A 2,474-nucleotide genomic window follows, 5' to 3' on the forward strand; every position below is an offset into this window, starting at 1 on the left:
AATACCTTCAATATTGAATAAATGGCTGATATTCCAAACTTTCTTACATCCAATCTGCAGTACGAATCGCCCCAAGAGTTATACCTTCAATATCAAATAAATGGCTGATATTCCAAACTTTCTTTACATCCAATCCGCGGTACGAATCACACCAACAGCAATACCTTCAATATTGAATAAATGGCTGATATTCCAAACTTTCTTACATCCAATCCGCTGTACGAATCACGCCAACAGCAATACCTTCAATATTGAATAAATAGCTGATATTCCAAACTTTCTTACATCCAATCCGCTGTACGAATCACGCCAACAGCAATACCTTCAATATTGAACGACTGATATTCCAAATCCACTTTAATTGGCTCAAATTGAGAGTTTTCAGCTTTCAAAATCACCTGACTGCCTTCACGGTAAAAACGTTTAACGGTTACGTCATCTTCAACACGCGCCACAACCACCTGACCGTTATTGATATCTTGAGTTTTATGCACAGCCAATAAATCACCATCCATAATACCAATATCTTTCATGCTCTCGCCCTGTACACGCAATAAAAAATCAGCACCAGGGTGAAATAATGAAGGATCGACATTATAGTGCGCTTCAATATTCTCTTGCGCTAAAATAGGCTCTCCCGCGGCTACCATACCGACTAAAGGTAACCCATCATCAACAGCTTCTTCATATTGTTTATGAGCTCCTAGAATACGAATACCACGAGATGTGCCCGATAAAATTTCAATCGCACCTTTACGTGCTAGCGCTTTAAGATGTTCTTCAGCGGCATTCGCACTACGAAAACCTAGAATTTTCGCTAATTCCACACGTGTTGGAGGCATTCCGGTTTTTTCGATGCAGTCTTTAATCACATCCAAGACTTCACTTTGACGTTTGGTTAACTCTTTCATAATTCCCCCACAAAACTGTAAATATACACAGTGTATATCTATACACGGATTTATACTAGCTACGGTAAATAATTTTTATAAAATAAAAGCAAAATATGTAAGCCGATGCTTTCATTATCCCGAGTTGAGGTTATTTATTGGTAAACAATATCCCGGTACATCAACCAGCCCGACCTTTTGGGATTAGCAGCCTCATAATGAGTTGATAAGATCATACCACCCTTATGATTCCACTTATAAATACCGCTAAACTGCAGCACTTCACCCACTTTTAAATCAACCACGGGTTTAGCTATCTCGATATTGTGTTTAATGATCAGTTTTCTGCCTGAATTTAATCGAATTAAGATTTGTTGCGCAGCATAGGGAGTACTCTGATTATCTAATATTTTTACAATTCGCCCAAGGCTAGTTACCTGCATACCACCGCGTTGCTGTTTGTAAGCAAACTCAATATGCTCAACACCATCCAGCTGTTTTTCCATTTCACTATTATGATCATTATAAAGTGCATTTAGCTCATCTTTATCATCTGAAAAACAAGCGCATAGCATAAAACAAAATGGTAACAGCAAGAGTAGCTTTTTCATTACGTTACAGCTTGCCTGTAAAGTTTACCGGTGTAGCACCCGATTGATCTTGAGTTCCAATCCACGACAATGCCTGTTTGATCGAAGGATCGAGTTTATTGCCAGCTTTAATTGAGCCTTGTAGCTGATAAACGCCCCCCTCTTTTAACAGAAGATTAAACGTACTGGTAAGTTGTTCAGACTGCTGTTGCAAATCAGCGCTCACTTGACCATTTTCACAACTCAAATCAATATTTGGCGATGCTAAATCGACATTCCCCATATCACTATTAATCTTGGCATTTTGCCAAACAATATAACCATCGAGTTGCTGACAATAAGGTAAACCTTGCGAGGCTTTTTTTATTACCAAAGAGAGATCACCACTGGCCTCAACCGGCAGTGGTAAACTGAGATAAGAAAGCAGTTCAGGCGCACTTAAATCAACAACAAAATTTTCAACAGAGATACCGGAAAAACCAAGCAGGATAAAACCTTTTCCTGACATAGCTTTACTGCCATTGTTAAATTTAAGATCTAATTTTAACTGCAAACTCGTCAATGCAAGCCAGTCAACTTTCCAGTCAACTTGCTGCAAATGGTACTTTTTTTTATAAGTTAACTGAAAGGCTTTTCCTTGCCACACTGAGCCGGAAACAGCCGCCACTTCCATCCCTGAATTTTCAGGAATAAAACGCATAACCGTGCTTACTGGTAATGTAATCAGCAGTGACAATAGATAGAACAATAGAAATAGTAAAATAAGTTTGATTTTCATAAAGGTAATTTCTTTTTATAGTATGCCAATATACCCAAACTATTTGAAAATGCAGATTCAGAGCCTAGCTCGGATGTCAGAACAAGGCACAATATGCAGAGAATGGTTATTCCCTTTTCAAATATTGTAACGCGGTGCTGGCTTTCGAGCTATGCTCCCGTTGGGCAAGGCGAGAGGCAACCATCTTCAGCGTTATAAAACCTTGATGTAGAATGC

The 2,474-nt window shown here is 38.8% G+C and carries 3 protein-coding genes; all 3 read right to left on the reverse strand.

Annotation, left to right across the window (positions count from 1 at the left end):
• Positions 1 to 281: 281 nt before the first annotated feature.
• The 3 genes from lexA to AC4GME_RS08250 all read right to left on the reverse strand — a co-directional run bounded on the left by lexA (position 282) and on the right by AC4GME_RS08250 (position 2,258).
• Complete coding sequence (lexA, locus tag AC4GME_RS08240) at positions 282 to 911, reverse strand: transcriptional repressor LexA (RefSeq protein WP_490376276.1); 630 nt, start codon at positions 909 to 911, stop codon at positions 282 to 284.
• 134 nt (positions 912 to 1,045) lie between these two features.
• Entirely contained in the window at positions 1,046 to 1,501 is a 456-nt protein-coding gene (locus AC4GME_RS08245) for a DUF3465 domain-containing protein (RefSeq protein WP_490376275.1), read from the reverse strand.
• Between the two features lie 4 nt (positions 1,502 to 1,505).
• A complete protein-coding gene (locus AC4GME_RS08250) occupies positions 1,506 to 2,258 on the reverse strand; it encodes a type II secretion system protein N (RefSeq protein ID WP_490376274.1) in 753 nt (250 codons plus the stop codon).
• Between the last annotated feature and the right edge of the window lie 216 nt (positions 2,259 to 2,474).

The organism is Psychromonas sp., from assembly GCF_983033635.1.